Annotated in this window: 25 protein-coding genes; 2 read left to right on the forward strand and 23 right to left on the reverse strand. The window is 52.6% G+C overall.

Annotated elements, in window-relative coordinates; all coding sequences use genetic code 11:
- Positions 1-58: 58 nt before the first annotated feature.
- Positions 59-298 carry a post-transcriptional regulator gene (locus ACR9FF_RS21465; RefSeq protein ID WP_127494535.1) on the reverse strand — a complete coding sequence of 80 codons (240 nt, stop codon included), beginning with the start codon at positions 296-298 and terminating at the stop codon, positions 59-61.
- 197 nt (positions 299-495) lie between these two features.
- On the opposite strand from ACR9FF_RS21465, the gene spoVB reads away from it, so the two are divergent.
- The gene (spoVB, locus tag ACR9FF_RS21470; RefSeq protein ID WP_435164580.1) at positions 496-2,055 is read left to right on the forward strand and encodes a stage V sporulation protein B; all 1,560 of its coding nucleotides are present in this window, start codon (positions 496-498) and stop codon (positions 2,053-2,055) included.
- A gap of 75 nt (positions 2,056-2,130) precedes the next feature.
- On the opposite strand, the gene ACR9FF_RS21475 is transcribed toward spoVB, so the two are convergent.
- Positions 2,131-2,883, reverse strand: a complete 753-nt coding sequence (locus tag ACR9FF_RS21475) for a YetF domain-containing protein (protein ID WP_435164583.1) — start codon at positions 2,881-2,883, stop codon at positions 2,131-2,133.
- 116 nt (positions 2,884-2,999) lie between these two features.
- A complete protein-coding gene (locus tag ACR9FF_RS21480) occupies positions 3,000-4,319 on the reverse strand; it encodes an ArsB/NhaD family transporter (protein ID WP_435164585.1) in 1,320 nt (439 codons plus the stop codon).
- 149 nt (positions 4,320-4,468) lie between these two features.
- Here ACR9FF_RS21480 and ACR9FF_RS21485 point away from each other — a divergent pair, with 149 nt between their 5' ends.
- Positions 4,469-4,861: a TIGR04086 family membrane protein gene (locus ACR9FF_RS21485; protein ID WP_127494542.1), complete on the forward strand. Its 393-nt coding sequence runs from the start codon at positions 4,469-4,471 to the stop codon at positions 4,859-4,861.
- Between the two features lie 87 nt (positions 4,862-4,948).
- On the opposite strand, the gene yajC is transcribed toward ACR9FF_RS21485, so the two are convergent.
- From yajC to ACR9FF_RS21585, 20 genes are all read right to left on the reverse strand, one after another.
- Positions 4,949-5,263 carry a preprotein translocase subunit YajC gene (gene yajC / locus ACR9FF_RS21490; protein ID WP_201007639.1) on the reverse strand — a complete coding sequence of 105 codons (315 nt, stop codon included), beginning with the start codon at positions 5,261-5,263 and terminating at the stop codon, positions 4,949-4,951.
- A 31-nt stretch (positions 5,264-5,294) separates the two neighbouring features.
- Positions 5,295-6,428 (reverse strand): tRNA guanosine(34) transglycosylase Tgt, encoded by a 1,134-nt coding sequence (tgt, locus tag ACR9FF_RS21495; RefSeq protein ID WP_132307261.1) that lies wholly within the window; start codon positions 6,426-6,428, stop codon positions 5,295-5,297.
- Between the two features lie 49 nt (positions 6,429-6,477).
- On the reverse strand, positions 6,478-7,524 hold the full coding sequence (gene queA / locus ACR9FF_RS21500) for a tRNA preQ1(34) S-adenosylmethionine ribosyltransferase-isomerase QueA (protein WP_435164590.1): 1,047 nt from the start codon (positions 7,522-7,524) through the stop codon (positions 6,478-6,480).
- Between the two features lie 7 nt (positions 7,525-7,531).
- Positions 7,532-9,637 carry a SpoIID/LytB domain-containing protein gene (locus ACR9FF_RS21505; protein ID WP_435164593.1) on the reverse strand — a complete coding sequence of 702 codons (2,106 nt, stop codon included), beginning with the start codon at positions 9,635-9,637 and terminating at the stop codon, positions 7,532-7,534.
- The gene (locus ACR9FF_RS21510; RefSeq protein WP_435164596.1) at positions 9,637-10,080 is read right to left on the reverse strand and encodes a thiol-disulfide oxidoreductase DCC family protein; all 444 of its coding nucleotides are present in this window, start codon (positions 10,078-10,080) and stop codon (positions 9,637-9,639) included. Before ACR9FF_RS21510 ends, ACR9FF_RS21505 begins: the two co-directional genes overlap by 1 nt.
- Before the next feature lie 5 nt (positions 10,081-10,085).
- Positions 10,086-11,087, reverse strand: a complete 1,002-nt coding sequence (gene ruvB / locus ACR9FF_RS21515; RefSeq protein WP_127494555.1) for a Holliday junction branch migration DNA helicase RuvB — start codon at positions 11,085-11,087, stop codon at positions 10,086-10,088.
- A 20-nt stretch (positions 11,088-11,107) separates the two neighbouring features.
- Complete coding sequence (gene ruvA, locus ACR9FF_RS21520; protein WP_435164600.1) at positions 11,108-11,746, reverse strand: Holliday junction branch migration protein RuvA; 639 nt, start codon at positions 11,744-11,746, stop codon at positions 11,108-11,110.
- A complete protein-coding gene (gene ruvC, locus ACR9FF_RS21525; RefSeq protein WP_091186008.1) occupies positions 11,743-12,243 on the reverse strand; it encodes a crossover junction endodeoxyribonuclease RuvC in 501 nt (166 codons plus the stop codon). Before ruvC ends, ruvA begins: the two co-directional genes overlap by 4 nt.
- A 150-nt stretch (positions 12,244-12,393) precedes the next feature.
- Complete coding sequence (locus ACR9FF_RS21530) at positions 12,394-12,984, reverse strand: BofC C-terminal domain-containing protein (RefSeq protein WP_164775442.1); 591 nt, start codon at positions 12,982-12,984, stop codon at positions 12,394-12,396.
- A gap of 217 nt (positions 12,985-13,201) precedes the next feature.
- Positions 13,202-15,616 carry a LysM peptidoglycan-binding domain-containing protein gene (locus ACR9FF_RS21535; RefSeq protein WP_435164605.1) on the reverse strand — a complete coding sequence of 805 codons (2,415 nt, stop codon included), beginning with the start codon at positions 15,614-15,616 and terminating at the stop codon, positions 13,202-13,204.
- A gap of 157 nt (positions 15,617-15,773) precedes the next feature.
- Positions 15,774-16,646 (reverse strand): prephenate dehydratase, encoded by an 873-nt coding sequence (pheA, locus tag ACR9FF_RS21540; protein ID WP_435164608.1) that lies wholly within the window; start codon positions 16,644-16,646, stop codon positions 15,774-15,776.
- Positions 16,643-17,617, reverse strand: coding sequence for a homoserine kinase (thrB, locus tag ACR9FF_RS21545; protein WP_127494567.1), 975 nt, complete (start codon positions 17,615-17,617; stop codon positions 16,643-16,645). The genes pheA and thrB overlap by 4 nt, the downstream gene beginning before the upstream one ends.
- Before the next feature lie 58 nt (positions 17,618-17,675).
- The gene (locus ACR9FF_RS21550) at positions 17,676-18,962 is read right to left on the reverse strand and encodes a homoserine dehydrogenase (protein ID WP_201007631.1); all 1,287 of its coding nucleotides are present in this window, start codon (positions 18,960-18,962) and stop codon (positions 17,676-17,678) included.
- 18 nt (positions 18,963-18,980) lie between these two features.
- Positions 18,981-19,418: an ACT domain-containing protein gene (locus ACR9FF_RS21555; protein WP_127494571.1), complete on the reverse strand. Its 438-nt coding sequence runs from the start codon at positions 19,416-19,418 to the stop codon at positions 18,981-18,983.
- Between the two features lie 146 nt (positions 19,419-19,564).
- Positions 19,565-20,884 carry a GTPase ObgE gene (gene obgE / locus ACR9FF_RS21560; RefSeq protein WP_201007630.1) on the reverse strand — a complete coding sequence of 440 codons (1,320 nt, stop codon included), beginning with the start codon at positions 20,882-20,884 and terminating at the stop codon, positions 19,565-19,567.
- Positions 20,885-20,897: 13 nt separating this feature from the next.
- Complete coding sequence (locus ACR9FF_RS21565; protein WP_127494575.1) at positions 20,898-21,635, reverse strand: Spo0B domain-containing protein; 738 nt, start codon at positions 21,633-21,635, stop codon at positions 20,898-20,900.
- Between the two features lie 165 nt (positions 21,636-21,800).
- Positions 21,801-22,112, reverse strand: coding sequence for a 50S ribosomal protein L27 (gene rpmA / locus ACR9FF_RS21570; RefSeq protein ID WP_015845972.1), 312 nt, complete (start codon positions 22,110-22,112; stop codon positions 21,801-21,803).
- 17 nt (positions 22,113-22,129) lie between these two features.
- Complete coding sequence (locus ACR9FF_RS21575; RefSeq protein ID WP_127494577.1) at positions 22,130-22,465, reverse strand: ribosomal-processing cysteine protease Prp; 336 nt, start codon at positions 22,463-22,465, stop codon at positions 22,130-22,132.
- A 12-nt stretch (positions 22,466-22,477) separates the two neighbouring features.
- A complete protein-coding gene (gene rplU / locus ACR9FF_RS21580) occupies positions 22,478-22,789 on the reverse strand; it encodes a 50S ribosomal protein L21 (protein ID WP_015845974.1) in 312 nt (103 codons plus the stop codon).
- Between the two features lie 163 nt (positions 22,790-22,952).
- Positions 22,953-24,203 (reverse strand): Rne/Rng family ribonuclease, encoded by a 1,251-nt coding sequence (locus ACR9FF_RS21585; RefSeq protein ID WP_244935566.1) that lies wholly within the window; start codon positions 24,201-24,203, stop codon positions 22,953-22,955.
- Between the last annotated feature and the right edge of the window lie 36 nt (positions 24,204-24,239).

Below are 24,239 nucleotides of genomic sequence, written 5' to 3' on the forward strand. Positions count from 1 at the left end.
TATACTTAGGTTGTACTTGCGTGTAAAATTGCACGACAAAAAAAAGAAAACCCTTCCGTTAGAAATGGTTTCCCCGAAAAGCGCTCAGCGTCATAAAGTTCATAAATTTTGTCACCTTTAAGGACAAGATATCGTTTACGATCTGATGAAGCTCCGGCTGACCGGTCTTGCTATACTTCTCGCTTACGCATTCCCAAATCTCTTTCCCCGTTACATGTTCGTATCCGATGAGATGAAATTCTTCCGCCTTGCTGTTGCACAGCTGTTCGATCGCGCTGTTCAGATCCTCATCTCCCACGGCTGTCTCCTCCTTCTGGCCTTGCAAATGCCTATCCCGATAGTGATAACTGTCCTCCTACCTATTCGCTGCCGCTTGTCGATTTTCCTGCTGAATCTTTTGAATTGATAAATTTGGATGATTCATGATTCGGACATGCCGCGCATAAAGATGTACGGATACAATAGGTGGGATTATTGAAGAGATGAGGGCGACGAATGACGAAGCAAACGTTTATAAAAGGGGCTATGATTCTGCTGGCCGCCGGCATCATTAACCGGCTGCTCGGTTTTGTTCCGCGTATTGCTCTCCCGAGAATCATCGGAGCGGAAGGCGTCGGGCTGTACCAGCTCAGCTACCCGTTCTTGACTGTTATGCTGACCGTTATAACAGGCGGCATTCCGCTGGCCATTACCAAATGGACGGCTGAAGCCGTATCTCGCGGCGACTCTACGCGGGTCAAACAAATTTTCCGGACAGCAATGGGCCTTACAATCGTACTAGCTATCGTGATGACGGCTGCGCTGCTCCTCTTCGCGAAATGGATTACGACCCATCTGCTAACCGACTCCAGGGTCTATCAGACGTTTTTGGTTATGACGCCTCTGATGCTTATCATAGGAGTTTCCTCGGTCTACCGGGGCTACTTCCAAGGCATGCAAAATATGATACCGTCCGCTGCCTCGCAAATCATTGAAACCGTCATCCGCATAATCGGCTCCCTGACCTTTGCTTCCCTGCTGCTTCCGCGGGGGATCGAATGGGCTGCTGCCGGCGCCATGCTTGGAGTTGTCGCGGGGGAGATTGGCGCTCTAGCCGTTCTTCTCTGGACGTATGCGAAGGAACGCGGGAAGTCCAAGTCCACTCCAAATCATGAATCCGATGATCTGCCCGAAGAAAATACCCCGGTGCTTCGCCGCTTGCTTGGCCTGTCCATTCCGGTTACCGGAAGCCGGATGGTTGGCTCCTTGTCTTATTTGCTGGAATCGATTCTAACCGCCCGGAGCCTTGCTGCCGCGGGAATTGCAACCGGTGTAGCCACTGCCCAATACGGCGCGCTGCAAGGGATGATCATTCCGCTGCTGCTCCTGCCAACGGCGCTAACCTTCTCGCTTGCTTCCTCCCTGGTTCCTTCATTATCCGAAGCGGCGGCCAAGGGAGACAAAGCATCAATCCATATCCGCATGCATCAATCGATGCGGCTGGCTCTTGTTGCCGGAGCTCCGTTTGTTGTCGTGATGTGGCTGTTTGCCGAACCGATCTGCCGTCTGCTCTACAATCAGGCAGATATTGCTCCGATGCTCCAGCTGATAGCTCCAATCGGCATATTCATTTATTTGCAAGCTCCCCTGCAGGCTGCTCTTCAAGCTTTGAACAAGCCCGGAACAGCGCTGATGAACACGTTTATCGGGGCGGCCGTCAAACTCGTTCTGATCGTTATGCTTGCCTCAAAGCCCGAGCTTGGCATATACGGCGCGCTTATTGCGATTAACGTCAATATCGTGCTCGTTACGGTCCTCCACGGCATCAGCGTATTGCGCTTTATTGGCTTCCATATGCAGGTTCTCGATTTCGTAAAGGTTGGAGCAGCCATGATCGTTATGGGCGCCGCCGCCAGATGGATGATGAACACCCAGCCATTATCGCTCGAATGGATCAATCTGATGCTGGCCTGCATGATCAGCGGAATCCTGTATCTGCTCTTAATGGTCTGGATGAAAATAATCGACCGCTACGATATCGCCCGCATCCCGGTTCTGGGACAATGGTTCAAATGAGACGCCGCAAGAAAAAGCCGTGCTGCCTTGACCGGAAGCGCCCCCCTGTTCAAATACGTCAGGGGGGCGTTCCGGCTAGGAGCGCGGCTTTTTGTCGCAATCGATAAACAGCTTTCCTTTATGGTCAATCGTGCAGAGAAAGACTTCCTTGAAATCGTGCACGCCCTGTTCCTGCAGCACATTTTTTAGCCAGAATCTGGTTTTGTCGAGCTTGGCCAAATTCTCATCCTGAACTTTGCCGTCCATGATCAGCGGGATCGGCAGCATTTCGAACCGGAAACGGGCAGGCGTCTGGGATTGAGGCTTTAAGACAGGCTCGTCAGCAGCCGTCTTTGCCTGTTGCTCTTTTTGCGGCTCCTCTTGTTCCTTGGTCTCCGCGTTTTCTTTCTCGACAATCGATAATTTGCCCGTCGTCTCGAGAATCGCAAACTCGACATCCGCCACGTTGGTGATCTTATTTTCCCTTAATTGAAGCAACAAATCGTCCAGATTATAGCGCTGCTTGCGCATGACATCCCGGTTAAGCTTGCCTTTCGCAATGATGAAGCTTGGTTTCCCGTCAAACCATAACCTGAGCTTGCGGTTTTTCAAAGCAATAAACGCAATGCCCACCTGAACGATTAATAATACGACCATGGGCAAAATGCCTTCCCACATGGAACGTTCTACATCTTCGATGACGATAACGGCAATCTCGGCGATCATGACGGAGATTACCAGATCAAAAACGGAAAGCTTTCCAATTTCCCTTTTTCCCATAAAACGCATGATCAGAAATACGATGAAGTAAATCAATACGGTTCGGAGCAGCATGCTCCCATATTCCATCCTAACCGCCTCCTCGTTTTTGTCATGCCAGCTTCGGAACAGCACGTAAAGCTATTCTGGCCTTCAGCCTGACACATCATGCGATAAGCGGAGTAACGAATTTATGGGTAAATAACCTATGGCAGCACAATAAAATAGATATATATGGTGGATATAACAAGGGCAAGCAGCGTTAACGGCGCTCCGATTTTCAGGAAGTCCATGTAGCTGAAGCCTTTGCCTTCCCGCATGGCGAGACCCGCTACAACTACGTTTGCCGATGCCCCGATAAGGGTTCCGTTGCCGCCTAAACAAGCGCCAAGCGATAGCGACCACCATAAAGGATTAAGATCATCGGGATTGGCAATGTTCATCTGAACTCCCAGATCCTGAATAAGCGGAATCATCGTCGCCACAAACGGGATATTGTCTATCGTCGCGGAAGCGATACCCGACACCCATAAGATCAGCATAGAGGTCTTGGTCATATCGCCGGAAGTAATCTGCAGCGTGACATTGGCCAGATCCGATATGATGTTCGTCTCCACGAGACCGCCAACAAGCATAAACAATCCGATAAAGAAAAAGATCGTCTCCCACTCCACCATGTCAAAAGCCGCCTCAGCGTCCTCCCGCTTCACCCCGATCAACATAAGAAGCGTGGCACCGCCCAAAGCAATCGCTGCCGCTTCAACGTGAATGACCGAGTGTAGAACAAAGCCGGTAATCGTCAGCAGCAGGATGGTTAAAGACTTCATCATCAACTTACGGTCCGTGATGTAATCCTCCGCTCTTAAGTCCATAAGCTCTTGCTTTGATTCGTCGGTTACAATGAGCTTTTTCCGATAAATCCAGACAAGCAGGGCGATTGTGACAACCAGGATAACAAGAATAACCGGCGCAAGGTTTACAAGAAAATCATTAAACGTTAAATTCTCGTTCGCCGAACCAATCATGATATTAGGCGGATCGCCAATCAAAGTAGCCGTTCCTCCGATATTGCTCGACAAGATTTCAGCCAGCAGGAATGGCACCGGCGTGATTTTCAGTATGCGGGTAATCGAGAACGTAATCGGAACGATCAGAAGCACGGTCGTTACATTATCGAGAAAAGCCGAACCGAGACCCGTAAGCAAAGACAGGATAATAAAAATTTTAACCGGGTCGCCTTTCGCGGTCTGCGCCGCTTTTACGGCTGCATACTGGAACACGCCTGTCTTATTCGCAATGCCAACCAGGATCATCATCCCAATCAACAAGAATATGGTTCCCCATTCGATGTGTTCGGTAAAAGCGAGCTTCATATCCAGTACGCCAAGCACAATCATGATGACCGCACCAAATAAAGCAATGACGGTACGGTTTATTTTCTCCGTAATGATGATGGCATACGTTATGAGGAAAATCACGACAGCAGCCGTTACCTGCCAGGCAGCAGGATGGTAAATCTGTTCCAAACCAACAACTCCTTGTTTCAGCGATTCAAACAATAAAGCACATTATACAAAAAAGTTGCAAATATCGTCCAGTCAAGCCAAACGACAGGTCTAATCGGGGCAGCTTGACCATAAGGTGTACTAATAGTCTTGTACAAGGGGGGAATAAGATGAATTCGATCAAATCGATCGCCCGGCCGCCGCGTATCGGCTCTCCGCTAATTGCAGGCGTTATATATTCGATTATTTGGCTTGCTATAGGCGCACTGTTGCTTTCGTGTTTGCTTTACTTCAGCAATATGAAGGAAAACAACCTGCCTCAGTACTCGCTTGCCATCCATGGCTTCTCCGCTCTGGCCGGAGGTTTCGTGTCGGGCAAACGCTCCGGCATGAAAGGCTGGTATCATGGCGCCCTGCTTGGCCTTATTTACGGCATTACCGTGTTAACCATCGGTTTCCTGGCAGCCAACAGCGGATTGTCCGGCAAAAGCGCCATTATGCTGCTTGCCGCTATGCTGGCTGGCGCCTTTGGCGGAATGATCGGGGTTAACCTTAAGAAATAACGGTAATGAATAACGAGGCCTCTGCACATACTACATGCATGCAAAAAAAGAAGCTGACCCTAAGGATCAGCTTCTTTTCATTTCGCATTATTCCGTTGCTGCCGGTGCGCTGTTCAGTACGGAGCTGATTGCGCTGCGGTCAAACGTCATCTTAGTCGTATCGTTTACGCGAAGTACAACCGTGTCGTCCGTAAGTTCAACGATTGTGCCTTGAAGACCGCCAATCGTTTGAATTTTATCGCCCTTCTTCAACTGGCTGAGAAGCGAGTTCCGCTGTTTCGTTTTCTTCTGTTGCGGACGGATAAGCAAGAAGTAGAACACCGCAAACATCAGAATAAAAGGCCAAATCATTTGGAAAATATTCGTGCTGCCTGCTGCATCTGCTGCTAGATATGTCGTCATGGAAATTCCCCCCTTTCCCTAAAATCTAAGCTTAAAAGCCCTTCTCGTTATCAAACAGTCCATACTTCGTGAAAAACTCGTCGCGGAAATCAAGAAGCCTGTCTTCCATAATCGCCTGACGCACATCACGCATGAGCTGTAGTAGGAAATGCAAGTTGTGATAGGTCGTAAGCCGGATGCCGAACGTCTCGTCTGCTTTGAGCAGATGGCGGATATACGCTCTCGAGTAGTTTTGGCAAGTGTAGCAGGAGCATTCCGGATCAAGAGGACCAAAATCCTCAGCGAATTTGGCGTTGCGTACAACAAGACGGCCTTGGCTTGTCATCGTTGTCCCGTTGCGGGCAATACGCGTCGGCAATACGCAGTCGAACATATCGACACCGCGGATCGAACCTTCGATCAATGCGTCCGGCGAACCAACGCCCATCAGATATCTTGGTTTGGTTGTTGGCAGCTCAGGTACCGTGTAATCAAGCACTTCATACATCAAATGCTTAGGCTCGCCTACACTTAGTCCACCAATAGCATACCCCGGGAAATCCATGGAAGTCAAATCCTTCGCGCTCTGGATCCGCAGGTCTTTGTACATGCCGCCCTGCACGATTGCAAACAATCCTTGGTCATGCTTGCGGGCATGGGAATTAAGGCAGCGCTCCGCCCAGCGCGTCGTGCGCTCAAGCGATTGCTTCACGTAATCATAATCAGCCGGATACGGCGGGCATTCGTCAAAGGCCATCATAATATCCGAACCAAGCGCGTTCTGGATCTCCATCGCCTTCTCCGGAGAGATGAACAGCTTGTCCCCGTTCAGATGGGAGCGGAATTGAACGCCTTCTTCCGTGATTTTGCGCATGTCGCTTAAGCTGAATACTTGAAAACCGCCGCTGTCGGTCAGAATCGGACGGTCCCAGTTCATGAATTTGTGAAGGCCTCCTGCCCGGCCGACAATGTCATGGCCAGGGCGAAGGAACAAATGGTACGTGTTGCTCAAAATAATTTGAGCGTCCATCGTTTTTAATTCTTCCGGACTCATCGTCTTAACGGTTGCCTGGGTCCCTACCGGCATAAACGTTGGCGTCTCGATAACGCCGTGCGGAGTGTGGACTCGTCCAAGACGCGCGCCGGACTGTTTGCAAACTTTAATTAATTCATATTTTACAGCCACTAGTCATTCTTCCTGTCTATTTGAATTATCGTGCTTGCGCAAGCTGGTGCTAATAGATAAACATGGCGTCGCCGAAGCTGAAGAACCGGTATTCTCCACGGACAGCTTCCCCGTAAGCCTTCATTATCGCATCCCGTCCGGCCAGTGCGCTGACCAGCATAACAAGCGTCGATTTCGGCAAATGGAAGTTTGTCAGCAGGGCATCTACCAGCTTAAAGTCGTATCCCGGGAAAATAAAAATATCCGTCCAGCCGTTGCACGCCTCAATAGATCCGCCTTCAAACCTTGCGGCTACCGTCTCTAGCGTTCTCGAGGAGGTTGTGCCCACAGCTATTATACGGGCTCCCGACGATTTGGCTTCATTTATTATTTCGGCATTTTGTTCATCCAGCTCGTAATACTCCGAATGCATTTCATGCTCTTCAACTTTATCAACGGACATCGGCCGGAAGGTGCCCAAACCGACATGCAGGGTAATGTAGGCAAGCTTAACCCCTTTGTCGACCAGCTGCTGCAGAAACTCCTTCGTGAAATGAAGCCCTGCCGTTGGAGCTGCCGCAGAGCCCTCATGCTTGGCGTATACGGTCTGGTAGCGTTCTCTCTCCTCCAGCCTTTCCTTGATATAAGGAGGCAGAGGCATTTCCCCCAGACGGTCGAGCAGCTCCTGGAAGATGCCCTCGTACTGGAAGCGGATCGTCCGTCCTCCCATATCGCCTTCATCCTCCACTACCGCACGAAGAAGAGGTTCACCGCTTCCGTTGTCGCCGAACCACAACTCGGAGCCTACCTTTATACGCTTGGCCGGCTTGGCCAAGGTCTCCCAGCGGTCGCCCTCCAGCTGTTTCAGAAGCAACAGCTCGATCTTCGCGCCTGTATCGGGCTTTACTCCTGTGAGACGGGCCGGAATAACGCGCGTGTTGTTCAGAACAAGCACATCTCCCGCTTTCATATACTCGGCGAGATCCTTAAAGGTGCGGTGGGCGATTTCGCCCGTCTCTTTGTTAAGCGCCAGAAGTCTGGATGCCGTACGATCCGCAAGAGGCGTTTGGGCAATCAGATGTTCGGGCAATTCAAAATCAAACCAATCTACATTCATGAATCAATCATTCCTTAGCGATGGTTACATCTTTATAGTAGTATTGCAAGATATAAGAGTAGTCATACCCTTGCTGCGCCAGACCTAATGCTCCGTATTGGGATAATCCGATCCCGTGGCCGTTCCCCGATCCGACAAAACGGAAGGAAGGATCCTTGGTTGTCGCGCGGAGCTGGCTGTCTCCGTTCATAACCATAACGTTGCCGTCAGCCTGCGTGACTTTGCCGCCTGCCTGAATCATATAGACAGGCTGCGCGGAAGAAGTCTTCGTGCGGGTCGAGCCGTTAGCCCCAAGCATGGTCACCTTGGCCGTCTCGTCTACCTTAAATAAAGTGCTAGGCAAACCGCCAAGCGCCGAACGAAGCGCATCTGGATATTTTACATTGTAAGCCTGTCCATTGACAAGCAATTGGGTAACGCGGCCGGATGGTCCCGTTGTTCCGACCTGCAAGGAAGTGATCGGCCCCGTAACGCTCGCCTGCTTCGTCATCGTAGCGAGAAGCTCCGCGGACGTAAACGGACCTTTCACCCAGGACATCGCGTTATTCTCGACCGCTTTGTCCAGAACGGCAACAACCGTTCCTTTATTCACTTGTCCGACTAACGCAACGGAATCTTCCACCTTCGGATTTTTCCGCACTTTGGAGCCGTCCGTATTCACGGTCATCAGCTTAACGCCTGCCGCATTCGTCTGACCCGAATCGGTCAGCAGATCCTCGCGGATATAACCGGTCGCGTTGTTCGGAAGAACAACGCGGTACCAGGCATACAAGCCTTTCTCGGAAGAGCTGTCCGTCGGGCTGGAAACGCTCTTCAGGTAGGCAACGGAATTGCCCCAAATTTCCGAAGCATCGGCCGTTTTGCCGCCGCCGTTCGACGAGAACAAAGCCTCAATAAGCTTGCCGTTGTACAGCATCACTTCGCCGGCCGTCTCGTCCACCGCTTGAATGGTAGCAGGCTTCTCGGTTACAGTGCCTTGATATTCCTGGCTGCTTACGGTATCCACCACATTGGCGATTTGGAAGCCTGAACCCTGGTACAACGCATACGTGCGTGCCGCTACCGCCTGGGCTTTAAGCGCTTCAAGCGGCCATGACGCGATCATCTCTCCGCCTACTACCGAATACAAATATTGCTCGAACGGCAGCTCGTTAACAACGGCCAGCTTGCCGTTAAATTCGCTAACCTCGAATTGCCCCCGGTAAGTCCGGCCGCTGCGCTCCGTCAGCTTGATCGCGCTGTCGCCGGCCGGCATGATCCGCACTTTAGCATTATTAACCGGGAACGCGTAAAGCGTAACCGGGTTGTCAGCTTTGCCGCTTAATGTATGGTCGTTGCGTTCCAGAAGATAAGCGGAATCGTCCGCCGTCTTCAGCCCGCTGCCCGCTGCGCCGGCTGCCGTCTTAACCACGTTAAGCTCGGCCGAGCTGGCTGCCGCGCCAACAAACACGGAATAACGCGCATTTGCGCTTCCGTCAGCCTTGCGTACGCCTACGAACGCATCCACTCCCGCTGCGCTAAAGGCATCGGAAGCTTTTACCGCCTCCGCTTCGGAAGCGTAGGTTGTTGCGCTTTCCAGATGGAACGGCCCTTGAATAACCGCTTTAGCGCTGCCGATAAGCTTGCTGATCGTGCTGTCCGCCGACCATTTGGTCATGGCCGCCGCAGCATCTGCCGCATTGCCGTATGTACCTTCCGCTACCTGATAAACCGTCTTTCCTTTTTTCTTCAGGGACGTAATAAAGCCGCTCCCCGACAAGGCTTGCAGCCTCTTATAAACGGCGAGAGCCGTATCAAAGCTTTCCGTCTCGATTACTTTTACCTTGTAGTCGTCCTTCGCAATCCGGGACTGCACATTCGCCCCGGTATTAACCCACGGTACCGTACCTGAAGGATCGCTCATGCCTATCGTTATACCGCCGGCGGAAGAAAATGTAGCCGCAGCCGTATTTGCCTGATATTTCCCCGGCAATTGCAGATAGATAGCAACACGGATCGTATCAAGCTGCGGAACGGCGCCAAGCGAAGGCTTGGCCCACCAAGTCGATACAAACAAAAGTCCGGCGATCGTAAGCAGGGATAACCGCTTAAACGACCATCGTTGAAATTTCATCAATGATTCCCCTTTCCCTTCTCATGCTGCGAAGGCAAGCTGCACCCATTCACGGAGCAGCTTTGCTCCGTACGTCCAAACCAGTCATAGCGGCGTTTCGCAATGTATCGGTACAACCAATCGCCAATCCGGCTTAAGCCGGGCATGCGGTAAAGCGAGGCAAGCAAGCGGAAGCCTTTTATGGTGCGCAAAATCCGGACAACGCCGTCAGCGCCGGCAAACAGCCGGCCTTTTTCGTCTGCCACATGCATCTTCTCGTATAAGTCCGCTTCGGCAGCCTTCTCGATTCCCGGGACACGATTTTCCGCGTCGCCAAGCGATTGAATAGGCACAAAAATCAGATCCGCGTTGGAACGGAGCTCTTGCAGCTTATTGACCGTTCCCATGCACAAGTTGCAGGTTCCGTCGTATACGACATACAGCTTTTCCCGCTCGCTCCTCATCTTCCTCACCTCTCAGGTATAGGCATGCCGAGATGACGGTAGGCCTGATCCGTCGCGATTCTGCCGCGAGGCGTCCGCTGCAGAAATCCGATCTGCATTAAGTAAGGCTCGTAGACATCCTCAATCGTCTGGCTTTCTTCGCCAATGGACGCGGCAATCGTATCCAAGCCGACCGGACGGCCGGCGAACGTCGTCATCATGGCCAAGAGCATCTTGTGGTCGATACTATCGAGACCCACCGGATCGACTTGCTGCAGCTCCAGCGCGGACTTCGCAATCTCGTGCGTAATAATGCCGTCTCCGCGCACCTGCGCGTAATCGCGTACCCGCTTCAATAGACGGTTCGCGATACGCGGCGTTCCGCGGGAACGCATCGCGATTTCTTCCGATGCTTCTCCGATAATGGCAATGTCAAAAATTTCAGCCGAGCGGGATACGATGTAAGCCAGCTCATCCACCGTATAGAACTCCAATCGGCTGATGACGCCGAACCGGTCGCGCAGCGGCGCCGACAGGAGACCCGCTCTCGTCGTCGCGCCAATCAGCGTAAACGGCGGCAGGTCGAGACGGACGGATCTGGCGCTTGGCCCTTTGCCGATCATAATGTCCAGCGCGAAATCCTCCATTGCCGGATAGAGCACTTCCTCTACCGTCCGGTGAAGGCGATGGATCTCGTCAATGAACAGCACATCGCCCTCCTGCAGATTGGTCAGCAGGGCGGCAAGGTCGCCGGGGCGCTCGATTGCCGGACCCGACGTTGTGCGCAAATTAACGCCAAGCTCGTTGGCGATAATGTTCGACAGCGTTGTTTTCCCGAGCCCGGGAGGCCCGTACAGCAGAACGTGGTCCAGCGCTTCCTTCCGCATCTTGGCTGCGTCTATATAAATCTTTAAATTTTCCTTCGCTTTGGACTGCCCGATATATTCGGCCAGATACCGGGGGCGCAGGCTTAACTCCATGGCCTGCTCATCCATCATCAGGTTAGCGGATATTATCCGATCTTCCACCCTCGCTCAGCTCCTTTATGTTAGCCTTTAAACAGCTGCTGCAAGGCACGTTTCATTAATGAATCCACCGTTTCGTCCGCGGTCACCGAAAGGGCCAGGGCGCTCCATGCCTTATCCAGCTCGGCAGCCGTATAACCAAGCGCGGAAAGCCCGTCGCGGGCTTCTTCCCAAGCGGTTCCGGCGCCTTGCTGCGCGCTTGCCGCGGAAACAGGCTGATGAGGCGCAAGCCCCGCTGCGGCGAGCAGCCCGGCATCCGTGGCAAAGCCGGCCAGCTTATCCTTAAGGTCGAGAATCATGCGCTGGGCAGTCTTCTTCCCAATGCCCGGAAGTCTCGTCAGGAATGCGATATTCTCCTGCTGGATCGCCCCGATAACCGCATCCGGACGCCCGCCGGCCAGAATGCCAAGCGCCACTCTCGGACCGATGCCCGACACCTCGAGCAGCTTTCGGAACAAGGTCTGCTCCTCCCTTGACTCAAAGCCGTACAGAAGGATCGCATCCTCGCGGACATGATGGTGAATGTAAATGGTGACGGCATCTTCCTTGCCCGCAAAGGCATACGGATTAGGCGTAAACACCCGGTAGCCGACATCCCTGACATCTAAAACGACATATTCGGATTCTACATGAGAAATAAGTCCGCGTAAAAAATCGATCATCGAAGCACCTCGTTAATTTTTTGCGACAACCCCGAAGAATGGGCATGACAAATCGCTACCGCTAGCGCATCCGCCACATCATCCGGCTTCGGAATGGCCGACAGCTTAAGAAACATTTTGACCATTTCCTGCACCTGGCGCTTCTCTGCTTTCCCGTAACCCACAACGGCCTGCTTCACTTGAAGCGGCGTATACTCCGCTACCGGCAGCCCCCGCTGGGCGGCAGCCAGAATAATAACCCCTCTCGCCTGCCCTACGGCAAATGCCGTGGTTACGTTACGGTTGAAGAACAGCTTCTCCACGGCGACGGTATCCGGCTTATACTTATCCATGAGCGCAACCGCCGACTCATAAATCTGTACAAGCCTCTCCTCCTGAGGCGTATGGGCAGCCGTCTGAATGCAGCCGTATTGGACCGGCTTCAGCTTATGGCCATCCTTATCGATAAAACCAAATCCCGCGATCGCAATGCCGGGGTCTATACCAAGAACGCGCAATCCGCCAACTCCTTTGCGGCAGTCATTACCGCTTCTTATCCGTCCATTATAGCAAAAGATGGACCGTATGAGAACACGCGTTTGAGATCGCCGCCGGGAGGAGCCTATGAAAAAACCTTCCGCTGAAGAACGCGGAAGGTCATGGTCCGATCAATAAGTCGGCTTCATCACTTTTTGGTTGGCGGGTATGGCAAAATCGCTGTAGGTGGACAAAACGCTGTTATATTCGTCCATATCGGTTATCTTAATCCCTTCGGACAAACGGTCTACCTTATCCTGAGGCAGGCTGCTTTCCATATATTTCACGTCCAACTGAAAAAAGGTCTTTACGACCTTCTCTTTTTTGGGAGCTCCCTCAAAGAGAGAAAGGTAGCCTTGTTTATCCAGCCCGATATAGATATTGCCTTTGCAGGATTGCGAAAAATCTTCAATCACCTGCTCAAGCAGGACGGTCTGACCGTCCTGCGACAGCATCGCCGTCCATTCCGGATGAGACACCAGCATGCGTATCACTTCAGCGGAGGTCAATTGGCCAAGCGGCTGCGTTTCCTCTCCGCAAATGTATTGGCGGTGCAGTTGAACGGCGAGCGGCTCCTCACGCTCCTGTAAAATACGGATGAGACCGGGATTACCTTCTCCCGGTTCCTTAACGGCAGCCCCTGCCGCAGCGGCAGCCGGCGTGACGCAAGCAGCTTGTATGAGCACTGTCGCTCCGATTAAGAATGATCCTAAAGTCCACATCGGACGCCGCCCCCGTCGCAGTCTTTTTTTCAATTGCTTCCATAAGCTGAACCTCATCATCATAATAATAGCCCCTTGTATTTCTTTTTGACCTAGTTTAACTCAAAGCTTCCAATAATATGTACGCATAAAGCGAAACGGCTATAGACGTAGATTTTTAGTAACAGCAAACAGCCTCCTGCCTTTAAAAAGGCAAGAGGCTGTTCTAGATTATGCATTAGCGATTAATCCAAGGCCTGCTGTTGCGATCTGTTTTTTTCGACGATTTTGGAGTAACCGCTCGAATTTTAGCCACTTTGCGCGGCTTGGTTTTTTTGATTACCGCTTCGGTTACAGCTTCAATCAATTCTTCTTCCGTACGTTTGCCTCCGCATCCGCATGGATCGTTCTGCGCGCCTGCCGTTTGGCCAGGCCAGTAGGAATACGGACTAAAGCCTTGAGCGCCGGCTACTTGATTGCCGTAATAGCCGTAGCCTGCTGGTGATACGTTAGAGCCAAGTGCAGCCGGGGCGGCATTTGGTCCAAGCGCAAGCGGCGATACATTAGATCCAAGCGCGGCTGGGGATACGTTGGAACCAAACGCTTCTGGCGATACGTTAGATCCAAGCGCGGATGGGGATACGTTCGAGCCTAACGCTTCTGGCGAGAAATTAGATCCAAGCGCAGCTGGAGATACGTTCGAGCCTAGCGCTGCAGGCGATACATTTGGTCCCATTTCCGCCGGCGATACCATGCCTGGATGACCGTAGCCGTAGCCGTAATCCGGGCCAACGTTAACCGGGGATACCATTCCGCCGTAACCATAGCCATATTCCGGCCCCATATTTGCCGGAGAAACGGCTCCCGGCCAACCATAACCATACCCGCCTACAGGACCCGTCATTTCAGGACTGACGGCTGTTGGAGCACTATTTTCCCCGAGAGCGGCCGGCGATACATTCTCTGGACCAAAGCTTGCCGGAGATACCGCACCAGGCCAGCCGTAACCAGGTCCCATCTCTGCTGGAGACACCGCCCCTGGCCAGCCGTAGCCGTAACCATGGCCCATCTCTGCCGGGGATACTCCCGTCGGGCCATAGCCGTAACCAGGTCCCATCTCTGCCGGGGACACCGCCCCTGGGCCATAGCCGTAACCAGGTCCCATCTCTGCTGGGGACACCGCCGTTGGGCCATAGCCGTAACCAGGTCCCATCTCTGCCGGGGACACTGCCCCTGGGCCATAGCCGTAACCAGGTCCCATCTCTGCTGGGGACACTGCCCCTGGCCAGCCGTAACCAGGTCCCATCTCTGCCGGGGACACTGCCCCTGGCCAGCCGTAACCAGGTCCCATCTCTGCTGGGGACACTGCCCCTGGCCAGCCGTAACCAGGTCCCATCTCTGCTGGGGACACTGCCGTTGGGCCGTAGCCGTAACCATGCTCTGGGCCGACATTTGCCGGAGATACAAAGCCGTAGCCTTGCGTTGGGCTGACTGCAGCAGGGCTTACATTAGTCGGAGCGGCATTGCTGCCCAGAGCCGCCGGTGCAGCATTATTCCCGGCTGCCGCTGGACTTACATTTTCCGCGCCAAGTACCGGAGACGCATTTTCGGAACCAAATACAGCCGGGGATACGTTACCCATGCCGTAACCGTAGCCAGGACCAGCCGCGATAGGCATAGTTCCGGGAGGGCACCATGGCCCTTCGCTTGCAGGGCTGACATTGGATCCTGGCCAACCGCCATGACCGTAACCAAAGCCGGGGCCAACTTGCAACGGAGATACCATTGGCGCCATATTGCCGTAGCCATGATGGGGCTGGGAAGCCGCTTCTACCGCAGGAATCCCGAATTGCTTGAACAGGTCCACGCTTGGCTGAAGCTTAGGCTCCGGCTTGGATTGCATGATTGGCGACACGTTTGGCTTCATATTAGGTTGAACGTTAGCTTCCATGGCAGGCTTCATATTCGGTTTCATATTCGGCTTCACGTTTGCCGCTTCTTCAGCATGCTTCGCTTTTTTACCCGGCGATTTCTGAATAGGCAGAGCTTTCTTTGCAGGCTGCTCTTTCGCTACCGGGGCTACTGGAGTAACAATTGGCGCCGTTGGCGTTTTCTCGATCGGAGCTACCGGGGCTATTGGAGCGGTTGGCGTTTTTTGAACCGGAGCTTGAGCTGCCGGCATCTGGCCTGTTGGCTTCTTGCCAACCCAATTCTGTACGCCATGCATCAGCGACATCGGATGAAGCGGATGATGCGCATTTCCTGTACCTTGCGCGGTTACGCCGCCGCCGTTACCCTGCACTTCTGTTGGAGTAGCTGTTTTAGGTATGTTGACAATCTCGCCTGTCAGAAGCACATTCGGGTTCTTAAGCTGTGGATTCGCTTTAATCATGTCTGCCAGGGGCACTCCCCAAGCTTTCGACAGCTTCCAAAGCGTATCCCCTTGTTTCACTACATGCTGATGCATAATGTCCAGTCCTCCTGTCCCGCCGCCAACCTCGTTTGCCGATGGAACCTTCAGCTTCATTCCGACATCCAGCAAATCCGGGTTCGTAATGGAAGGGTTCAGCTTTAAAATGTCTTCAATCGATACATTATGTTTCTGGGCAATGAAATACAATGTATCGCCTTTCTTTACAACATGGATTTTCACTAGCGAAAAACCTCCTGTCACGTTCTTTGTATAACGGCACGGCGAATGCCTGCTATCAATCATTACATCCTATGCAGAACGTAGGCTGGTGTCTCCACCTTCACGCAAAAAAAATAGCGCTGCCCGCAAAAGGGCAACGCTATGGCTCGTCATTTCATTACAAAAGCTGCTCGTAAGTAAAGCTTGGATAGCTGCCGAGAATCCGCACCTGGCATCCAAGCGCTTCGATTTCTTCGAGCGCCGAAGGCAAAAGCACCGTATCCAGCGCCATGTCGATATCGATATAAAAATAATAATTGCCCAGCTTTTTCTTCGTCGGGCGGGACTCGATCTTCGACAGGTTGATCTTCCGCCACGCAAACGCGGCAAGCACTTGATGCAAGGCACCGGGATAATCCTCGGGCAGCGTAATCAGGATACTCGTCTTCTGCTTATCGGATTGCCGTGCCGTAAACGGCTCGTTCCCAACCAACAGGAAACGGGTATAGTTATTGTCGTGGTCCGTGATTCCCTGGCTTAGCACATCAAGCCCGTTGTTGACGGCAGCGGTCATCGTGCCAATCGCCGCCCAGCCTTGGCCGGGATTTTCCTTCACGATTTTGACGCCCTCCGACGTGCTGCCCGCGGTCTCAATCTCCGCATGCGGGAGCTCGCTCCGCAAAAACTGGAGGCATTGCGCAATCGCAACTGGGTGGCTGATCACTTTCTTGATCTTGCTGAAGTCAATCGCGCCTTCTTCTCCGGCTGCTTCGGAGCCGCGTCCGATCAAATTCTGGATCGAAGGATACACCCATTCCGCCTGGATGGGCAGGTCCACCTCATGAACCAGCCAGTCCACATGCAGATTAACGGAGCCTTCAATCGTATTCTCGATGGGAACAACGCTATAATCGCTTACACCGTTTACGGTCGACATGAACACGTCCGCAATCAGGCGGTGATGCTTCCAATTCATGGGTTCTCCGGCAAACAGCCGCTTCACTGCTTCATCCGATACGGAGCCGGCCGGAAGTACCGCAATCGTCTTCATCGGACAACCTCTCCTTTGATCCGTTCCATAAGACCTGGAGCAGGGGCTGCCGCATCCTCGACCGTAATAATCGGGCCTTCTTCGCCTGGCTTCAGCCACATGGTCTCTGCTTCGATCCCCTCTTGCTTCAATGTGGCAAGCAGGAATTGCTCCAGCTCGGATTTGCTCTTGCTGTCAGCATCAACAAACGCGATAAGAGTTGGCCCCGCTCCGCTAAGCGCAGCTCCAAGCGCGCCGTATTCGCAGGCCTGCTCCAGAATGGCCGACATGCCGGGAATAAGAGGTGCCCGGTATGGCTGATGCAGACGGTCGCGCATCGCATGCCGGATCAGGCCAAGCTCGCCGCTAGCAAGCGCCGCAACAAGAAGGGAGCTGCGTCCGACATTAAATACGGCGTCAGCCATGCTGATTTGCGAAGGCAGGGCGTGACGGGCTTTTTCCGTTGCCAGCTGGAAAGCCGGGATCGCGACAAGCGTCTCCAGCTTTTCATGCGGCGCAAGTCTTACGTAATCCGCACGTTCCCCGTCCCAGGCGGATACAACGATGCCGCCAAACAAGGATGCTCCGACATTGTCCGGATGTCCCTCCAGCTTGGTCGCAAGCTGGAACAGCTTATGATCCGTCAGAGGACTGCCGATCAGCGCATTTGCCGCAGCCAGCGCGCCAACGATAGCGGAAGCGCTGCTTCCGAGGCCTCTCGCAAGCGGAATGTCGCTGTACATCGCAACATCCAGCTCCGGAACGCTCACGCCCGCTTCATCAAATACGAGCTGGGCTACTTTATATAACAGATTCGATTTATCGGTTGGGATGCCTTGCATTTGATCGCCGTACAGCCGGAAGGTTGTAGTCTCCGCTGCCGACATCTCGATCCACGCATAGAGTGAAAGCGCCATGCCAAGCGTATCAAAGCCAGGACCCAGATTCGCCGTGCTGGCCGGCACTTTCACGATTACTCGACGATTATTCATGACGGATAAAGCTCCTTTGTTTGCTTTTGCAATAAATCCTGCTTAAAGTACGGACGGCTTAGCCTTCAACACGGTAAACGCTCTTCACCTTGCGAATAACGTCCAGAGACTCAAACTTCTGCAGAACTTTTTGGATGGCAGCTTTATTCGCATCATGCGTAATCACGATAATTTCGGCATCCGGATTATTCGGATTTGGCTGCTGGAGCACCGATTCGAGGCTTACTTCATACTCGGCGAAAATTTGCGTAATTTGCGCCAGTACGCCCGCGCGGTCATCCACATGCAGGAGCAGGAAATATTTCGAAGAGATCTGCTCGTCGGATTTGAGCTTCTTCTCCTTGTAAGTAAGTACGCCTTGCTTGCCGTTAACGCCAAGCTTCAGGTTTTTCACAACCGCCACAAGGTCGGAAACGATCGAAGTTGCTGTAGGCAGTTCGCCGGCGCCAGGGCCGTAGAACATGGTCTCGCCTACCGCTTCGCCATACACGTAAACCGCGTTGTATACGCCGTTAACCGATGCGATCGGATGCGATTTCTTCACCATTGTCGGCTGTACGCTGATGCTGAACTGGTCGTCCTGACGCTCGGCGATGCCAAGCAGCTTCACTTCGTAGCCAAGACGCTTCGCGTACAGAATATCCTCTTTCGATACCTTCGACATGCCTTGCACGGACACATCGTCAAGCGCTACCTTCGCGCGGAAGCCAAGCGTTGCGAGAATCGTCATTTTGCGTGCCGCATCCAGGCCTTCTACGTCGGAGGTTGGATCCGCTTCGGCATAACCAAGCTCTTGGGCTTCTTTCAGCACATCGCCATAGGATGCGCCTTCAAGGCTCATCTTGGACAAAATGTAGTTCGTCGTACCGTTCACGATACCCATAATCTTTGTAATCCGGTCGGAAGAGAAGCCCTCCACCAGCGTACGGATAATCGGGATACCGCCGGCAACGCTTGCTTCGTACAGGACGTCGCAGCCATGCTCCTGCGCTTTCGCCAGAATCTCAGGGCCGTGCAGCGCCATCAGATCCTTATTTGCGGTTACGACATGCTTGCCGCGGGAGAGAGCTTCCATGATGTATTCTTTCGTGGAACCAATGCCGCCCATTACTTCAACGATAACGTCGATATCCGGATTGCCGATAATTTCCCAAGGATCTTCCGTCAGCTTGTTTGCGTCAATCGAAATGCTGCGGGCTTTGCTTTTATTTTGCACGAGAATTTTCTCGATCACGATCGGGGAGCCGACCTGGCTTTGCAAATCTTCCTGATGTCCTTCAACAATACGCACTACGCCAGTCCCGACTGTACCGAGACCAAGCAAACCTACCTTCACTGGCTTCATACATTTCCCTCCATCTAATCAACCTTGTCCGATAACGGCAGCTTTACGCACGCCTTCCTGGCTGCGAATAACTTCAATCAGCGTTGTTAGTTCCTCATTCAGCTGTGAAATATCTACGGATATAACGACATTGGCCAAACCCTGCAGCGGTATGCTCTGGTTCATCGTCAGCACATTCCCTTCAAGGCTTGCCACAAGAGCCAATACCTTAGATAATACACCGGATCGATGCTCCAAATCCATCGCTATCGTCACGATCCGCTCTCTTTCCAGCTCCTGAAGAGCATAGACGCCGTCTTTATACTTATAAAAGGCGCTTCGGCTAAGTCCTACCTTTTCTACCGCCTCATGCACCGTGGACGCCTCGCCCCGGCCCAGCATCTCTTTGACCTGGATCGTCTTCACGATCGCTTCCGGGAGCATATCCTCACGAACGACATAATAACGTTGCGTCACTATTTCGTCCTCCCTACAAAGACAGATGTTCTTCTATAATGGACATTATATCGGAATATAAGAAATGCGGCAATAGGTAACTGCGATGCTTTTCAATGAAAAAAGACGGCCATTGGCCGTCTCTCCTCTTTTTTTGCTATATTTCATTAACCGTTATAGTCGCTGCCCTCGAAGAATTCGAACGTAAAGTCGGCAATCTGAACCGTATCCCCGTCTCTTGCGCCTTCGCGGCGAAGAGCCGCGTCAACGCCCATTTTGCGCATCATTTGCGCAAAACGCATAATCGCGTCGTACGAGTTCATGTTCATGCGCTTCAGATAATTCTCGATTCTTGCGCCCTGCACGACAAAAATCTCGTCTTCGCGGTGAATCGTAAAGCTGTCGTCCTCGCGCTTCTCGAACGTGAACACTTTGCGTTCCGCGACATCCTTCACTTCTTCTACCGATACTTCTTCCGGAACCGAATCCAGCGTATCCGCCGCTTTGTACAGAAGCTCCTGCACGCCTTGCTTTGTCAGCGAGGAGATCGGTACGATAAGGTATTCCCGGTCGCCGCGAACCTCGTCCAGCTGCTGCTTGAACAGCTCCAGATTGCCCGTCGCCTCCGGCATATCCATCTTGTTCGCCGCAATGATCTGCGGGCGCTCCGACAGCTTTTCGTTGTATTTCACGAGCTCTTCGTTAATTTTAACCCAATCCTCGAATGGATCGCGTCCTTCCGTGCCCGCCATGTCCACGACATGCACGATAACTCTCGTGCGTTCAACATGCCGCAGGAATTCATGACCAAGCCCTACGCCTTCATGAGCGCCTTCGATCAAGCCCGGAAGATCGGCCATAACAAAGCTGCGTCCGTCGCCAACGTCTACGACGCCAAGATTAGGCGTAATCGTTGTGAAATGGTACGCGCCAATCTTGGGCTTGGCACCGGACACAACCGAGAGAAGCGTCGATTTGCCTACGCTCGGAAAGCCCACAAGACCAACGTCCGCCATCACTTTAAGCTCCAGCGTTACCCAGCGCTCTTGTCCTTCTTCGCCGTTCTCGCAAATATCCGGCGCAGGATTGTTAATCGTTGCGAACCGGATGTTGCCGCGTCCGCCGCGTCCGCCGCGCGCAACGACAACCTCTTGCCCGTGGCGCGTCATGTCGGCGATAATTTCCTGCGTATCGTCATCCACAATGACAGTTCCCGGAGGGATGCGGATGATCATGTCGTCCGCACTGGCGCCATGCATCGATTTTACTTTGCCGCGCTCGCCTGCCGGTCCTTTGAAATGCTTCTGGTAACGGAAGTCCATCAGCGTTCTGAGGCCCTCGTCCACCCGGAAAATAACGTCGCCGCCATTTCCGCCGTCGCCGCCCGCAGGTCCGCCTTCAGGCACGTATTTCTCGCGGCGGTAAGACACGATCCCGTTGCCCCCGTTGCCGCCTTTTACAAATATCTTCGCTTTATCGACAAACATGTTTTGCCCCCGTTCAAGCGCGCCATTCCGCTTTTAATACCAATTTCCGCTGCGGATGCTCCACATCGACCGGCAATAAAGACGCGCCTTCCAACTGCTGTTTTATTTTATCCGCAAGCTGCTGCTCGCTGGTTAAGTCGCCCTCGTAATAAAAAGCTGCAATCAGCATCTCCTCTTCGCGGGAGAGCTGCATTGTAAGCACTGCCGGATCGCCGTATCCTGTCTTCACCGAAAAGCGGTAGGCGTTGATCAGATTGATCAAGGCTTCCGCAATTGGCTTACCCCCATCTTCCAGCTCGTTCAGGTAAATGCCTTCGTCCAGCTTCACCTGAAGCTGCATGGCATTGGTGAGGGTACGGAAAGATTGTATATAGCTGATCAGCGACGGAACGCCAAGCTTTGCGATTTGGCTCTCTTCCGTCATTCTAGCCCTTATTTTCTCCACGTATTCCACGGTTTTATCCAGCTTGTTCATCCGTATGTAACCAAACAATACTTGGAGATCGTTCATCCAATCGTGCCGGTGGTGATTCAGCGTCTTTACGCTGGCTGTTTGCAGCATATAGACGGTCCGTGCCAGCCTTTGTTCCTGTTCCTTGCGTTCTGTCCTGATCCAAAATACCGCAGCTGCTATTGTCCATAAGAGAAAAAGTGCAACCAGCCATACCGAAGAAGGCCAAATGAGCGCAGCCGCACCGGGCAGCACAACGGAAGCCGCTGCCGACTGTCTCGCCATTCTAATGCGATCCATCCTGATCGTTCCCACTTTCTGCTTGATTCCTAGCTAAACCAGTATAGCATGCGAATTCGGTAGCCGAAAGATCTAAAACCAAGGTGAAACATCTTCGCTTTCATAATACTCTTTAAATTAAACAAAAACCCCGGCCTGTTCATCAGGCCGGGGCACTTGGTGCTATTAAGCTTCTACTGCTGCGGCTACCGGAGCCAGATCAACAGGGTACACGCTCACTTTTTTGCGATCGCGTCCCAGACGTTCGAACTTCACTACGCCTTCAACCAGTGCGAACAGCGTGTCGTCTTTACCGATACCCACGTTAGTACCTGGGTGAATCTTCGTACCGCGTTGGCGGAACAAGATGCTGCCAGCGGATACGACTTGACCGTCAGCGCGTTTAGCGCCAAGACGTTTCGAATGGCTGTCGCGGCCGTTCTTAGTAGAACCTACACCTTTCTTCGATGCGAAAAGCTGAAGATCTAATTTCAACATGGTGTTTCCCTCCTTCTTTAAAGAAGTTGATCATGAATTACGACGTATTTGCCGTAAGTTTTTGCGATTGTGCCGAGCATAACGACCATCGATTCGAGCAACAGCTGCACTTTGTCGTCAATTTCCTTATCCGGCTGCTCCGGAATGTCCGACGATAGCCAGCCATCCTTCATCTTAGCGGGTAATTCCACTGTCGCCAAAGCCTCGATAGCGTTGACGGTTCCGACCGAAACGGCCGACACCCCGGCGCAGATAATATCCTTGCCGCGGTCTGCATATTTAGCGTGTCCGGAGATCGCGAAAGATACAATCCGTCTGTCAGCGGCTCTACGTTTCACTGTAACGGAAATCATAAGAAAGTCCTCTTACGCTTGGATTTTCTCGATTGTTACTTTAGTGAACGGTTGACGATGACCTTGCTTGCGGCGGTAGTTCTTTTTGGCTTTGTATTTGTAAACGATGATCTTTTGGCCTTTACCTTGTTTCTCGACTTTGCCGGAAACCGTAGCGCCGGAAACAACTGGAGTACCAGTTACGAGACCTTCGCCGTTAGATACTGCCAATACACGATCAAACGTTACGCTTTCGCCTTCAGTTACGTTCAGTTTTTCGATGTAGATTACATCGCCCTCTTGAACTTTGTATTGCTTGCCGCCAGTTTCGATAATTGCGAACATGAGTTGCACCTCCTTATTGTCGAAGACTCGCCTAATCCAGGTGGCTGCAGCAAAAGCCGCGGCGCTTATACCCGATTGGAGCGGTTCATGCATGTCCACACAGTTATAGGATGAGACATACTAGAACATTCTATCACACTATGCCTAACCAATCAACTATTACCTAGGAATGAATTGAAGATTTCTTTCCCGTTCCGCCGCATGCCGGGCATCGCTCGGTTAACTGCCGCGCGGCATTGTCCCGGGCTTTCCGTCTAGTTAATTCAAGAAGTCCAAGTCTTGTCCAGCCGAACACCGTGCATTTGGTCCGGTCCTTTTTCGCCCATTCCGACAGCCTGGCCATAACCTTCTCCCGGTTGGACTCATTCTCCATATCAATAAAATCGATAACGATAATGCCGCCTACGTCACGAATCCGAAGCAGCCTTGCGATCTCGTCCGCCGCTTCCATGTTTGTCTTGAAAACCGTGTCCTCAAGTCCTGTAGCTCCAATGTACTTTGCCGTATTTACGTCAATTACGGTTAAGGCCTCCGTCTCATCCCAGACGAGGGAGCCGCCGCTTTCCAGACGGATGCGGGACGAAAAAGCCGCCTCAATCTGATCGGTTACCCCAAACCGGTCGAATAAAGAAACCTTTTCCTTCCGGGCTTCAAACAGCTTCAACCGTCCGGCAAGATGCGGGGTCATCTCTTTCAGAAGCGAGACCGCTTCGCTGTAACGGGAAGGATCGTCCAGCCACACCTCATCCATATCGTCCGTCAGCGTATCTCTTACTGCCCGACGCAGCAGCCCCGCTTCGCGGTGCAGCTCCGCAGGCGCCTTCGCATGTTCGGAGCGCTGCAGCACGCTTGTCCACAGCTGACGCAGCTGATCAACGTCGGCTCCAAGCGATTCCTCGCATTCGCCTTCCGCCGCGGTACGCATAATAATGCCTTCTTCGCCTTGCCTCAGCCGCTCGCCAATCATCCGGATCCGCGATCGTTCGCTTTCGGCCATAATTTTCTTCGATACTCCGACATAACCGGCAATCGGCATATAGACCAGCCAACGGCCAGGCAGCGTAAAATGCGTCGTTACGCGGGCGCCCTTGCTGCCCATCGGTTCCTTCATCACTTGCACAACAAGCTCTTGACCGGGCTTTACCAGCTCCGTAATGGACGGTTTGTGCTCCGGCTGTTTCTCCAAATGCGGATGCAACAGATCATCTATGTATAGAAACGCGTTTTTTCCCAGACCAATATCTACGAAAGCGGCCTGCATGCCTGGCAGAACATTGACTACTCGTCCCTTGTATACATTACCGACTAATCCGCTGCTCTCCGACTGTTCCATAAAAAAATCGATAAGCCGACCGTCCATCAGCACGGCGGTCTGCAGCAGCTCGCCGTGTCCGTGCATTAACATCCGCTTCATTCCCGAATATCAACCGCCTTACTTTTTGTCATCTAC

This window comes from Paenibacillus glycanilyticus (assembly GCF_051200795.1).
In the GTDB taxonomy this organism is placed as follows: Bacteria; Bacillota; Bacilli; order Paenibacillales; family Paenibacillaceae; genus Pristimantibacillus; species Pristimantibacillus glycanilyticus.

Coding starts and splice junctions, on each gene's coding strand:
- spoVB (WP_435164580.1), top strand. CDS start 496: ATGACGAAGCAAACGTTTATAAAAGGGGCTATGATTCTGCTGGCCGCC.
- ACR9FF_RS21475 (WP_435164583.1), bottom strand. CDS start 2,883: ATGGAATATGGGAGCATGCTGCTCCGAACCGTATTGATTTACTTCATC.
- ACR9FF_RS21485 (WP_127494542.1), top strand. CDS start 4,469: ATGAATTCGATCAAATCGATCGCCCGGCCGCCGCGTATCGGCTCTCCG.
- yajC (WP_201007639.1), bottom strand. CDS start 5,263: ATGACGACATATCTAGCAGCAGATGCAGCAGGCAGCACGAATATTTTC.
- queA (WP_435164590.1), bottom strand. CDS start 7,524: ATGAATGTAGATTGGTTTGATTTTGAATTGCCCGAACATCTGATTGCC.
- ACR9FF_RS21505 (WP_435164593.1), bottom strand. CDS start 9,637: ATGAAATTTCAACGATGGTCGTTTAAGCGGTTATCCCTGCTTACGATC.
- ACR9FF_RS21510 (WP_435164596.1), bottom strand. CDS start 10,080: ATGAGGAGCGAGCGGGAAAAGCTGTATGTCGTATACGACGGAACCTGC.
- ruvA (WP_435164600.1), bottom strand. CDS start 11,746: ATGATCGATTTTTTACGCGGACTTATTTCTCATGTAGAATCCGAATAT.
- ACR9FF_RS21530 (WP_164775442.1), bottom strand. CDS start 12,984: ATGTGGACTTTAGGATCATTCTTAATCGGAGCGACAGTGCTCATACAA.
- pheA (WP_435164608.1), bottom strand. CDS start 16,646: ATGAAGACGATTGCGGTACTTCCGGCCGGCTCCGTATCGGATGAAGCA.
- thrB (WP_127494567.1), bottom strand. CDS start 17,617: ATGAATAATCGTCGAGTAATCGTGAAAGTGCCGGCCAGCACGGCGAAT.
- ACR9FF_RS21550 (WP_201007631.1), bottom strand. CDS start 18,962: ATGAAGCCAGTGAAGGTAGGTTTGCTTGGTCTCGGTACAGTCGGGACT.
- obgE (WP_201007630.1), bottom strand. CDS start 20,884: ATGTTTGTCGATAAAGCGAAGATATTTGTAAAAGGCGGCAACGGGGGC.
- ACR9FF_RS21565 (WP_127494575.1), bottom strand. CDS start 21,635: ATGGATCGCATTAGAATGGCGAGACAGTCGGCAGCGGCTTCCGTTGTG.
- rpmA (WP_015845972.1), bottom strand. CDS start 22,112: ATGTTGAAATTAGATCTTCAGCTTTTCGCATCGAAGAAAGGTGTAGGT.
- ACR9FF_RS21575 (WP_127494577.1), bottom strand. CDS start 22,465: ATGATTTCCGTTACAGTGAAACGTAGAGCCGCTGACAGACGGATTGTA.
- rplU (WP_015845974.1), bottom strand. CDS start 22,789: ATGTTCGCAATTATCGAAACTGGCGGCAAGCAATACAAAGTTCAAGAG.
- ACR9FF_RS21585 (WP_244935566.1), bottom strand. CDS start 24,203: ATGAAGCGGATGTTAATGCACGGACACGGCGAGCTGCTGCAGACCGCC.